At 40.1% G+C, this 1491-nt stretch carries 1 protein-coding gene; it reads right to left on the minus strand.

The window, feature by feature from the left end; genetic code table 11:
• Nucleotides 1-308: 308 nt before the first annotated feature.
• Nucleotides 309-1256, minus strand: coding sequence for an IS30 family transposase (locus ABT299_RS52665; protein WP_003130410.1), 948 nt, complete (start codon nucleotides 1254-1256; stop codon nucleotides 309-311).
• Between the last annotated feature and the right edge of the window lie 235 nt (nucleotides 1257-1491).

Genomic DNA, 1491 nt, shown 5'->3' on the forward strand with positions numbered 1-1491 from the left:
CTTCGTTCTGCAAAATCCCTGTGTCCCAACCAAATACCTTTAAAATTGATGGTACAACAGCAACACCTAGCGATGCTCCGATGACAGTCATAACAAGATGAATAATCCAACGACGCATATCTTTTCCTCCTTTTAGAAAATGGATATGCTTACAAGAAAGCCCTGTGTCAATTATACCACACGCTCCTTTAATATTGCTTATCCAAACACAAGAAATCTATTTAATTTCTCATGCTATATTTATTATTTTATAACTTATATCCCTTATTAGCGATCATTTAATTTTTTACGCAAATTGCAAGTCCAAGTTAGCCAGCCAAGCTCATCTCATATGAACTCTTATAGTTGAACATTTTTCTTGGATAATGGTTCATCCAATACTCGATAGCGGCGACTTCTTCAGGGGTCGTCTTTGTTGTGCCTTTTGGCAGATGCCTACGAATCATTCGGTTATGGTTTTCATTCGTCCCTCGCTCAAAGCTCGCGTAGGCGTGTGCATAGTAAACTGGACAGCTTACGACCTCAGAGAGCCTTGCAAATTCATGGCCATTGTCAGGGGTAATGGATTTGAAGTCATAACTTTTTTGAAGTTCCACCAGCTCATCATTGACCGCCTGTGCTGTTTTCCCATCAATCAAGCGAATGATCTCCGTGCGGTATTTTCGCTCTGTGAGCGTCAAAAGCACCTTGTTCTTAGCTCTCGTAAGAATGACCGTGTCAATCTCGTAATGCCCCACTTCTAAGCGATTGTTAATGAACTCAGGCCGTTCTTCAATAGACTTGCCAAAAGGATGCTTTGGCGCACGAGGTTTGATTTTCTTTGCCGCCTTATACTGCGGATAGAAAAGATGATGACGCTTGGCTTCTAACCAGCCCCAGTTGACCCAATTGTAGAGGCTGCTCAGAGAAACTCCTTTTAGAGCCTGATGAATGACTTCCAAAGAGTCCTTGTCTTCTTTAAGACGTGTACTCACATAACAATCAATCTCAGTCGTGAGTTTACTCGGACGAACACTGTGAGCCCTCAATCCTTCATAATTTTCTTGAGCCTTTTTAGCAGAGTATTTTACCTTCCGCTTGAGCTGGATTTCCCCTCGCTTCATCTCTCTGTCAATCGTCCCATGAGCTTTATTCAATAAGCGCGCAATCTCACGGTTGCTCAGTCCTTCTTTATTGTGCCAACGTTCAATGTTTAAACGGTCTTGATTGGTCAGGTGTTTCCCTTTGCTCTGGCTTGTGATAGAATAGTCTTGCATCTGAATTTCCTTTTTATACTATTTGGTCGAACTTCTAGTATAAGAGATTCAGATGTTTTTTGCTTGACTCAAGGTGGCTAACTTCATTTTACAATTTGCGATTTAATTTTTTATTTTAAATAGAGTACATTAGATTATCATTGTGCTATAATGACCTTATCTTTTACAGATTATGAAGGAAAAAATTAAGCTTAAATCCGCAGTCCATTCTAAAGAAAGTTTACTTGTTGCTCTA

This window comes from Spirillospora sp. NPDC000708 (genome assembly GCF_040299565.1).
GTDB lineage: Bacteria > Actinomycetota > Actinomycetes > Streptosporangiales > Streptosporangiaceae > Spirillospora.

Excerpts from the sequence above, each read along its gene's own strand:
- ABT299_RS52665 (WP_003130410.1), bottom strand. The coding sequence starts at position 1,256 with ATGCAAGACTATTCTATCACAAGCCAGAGCAAAGGGAAACACCTGACC.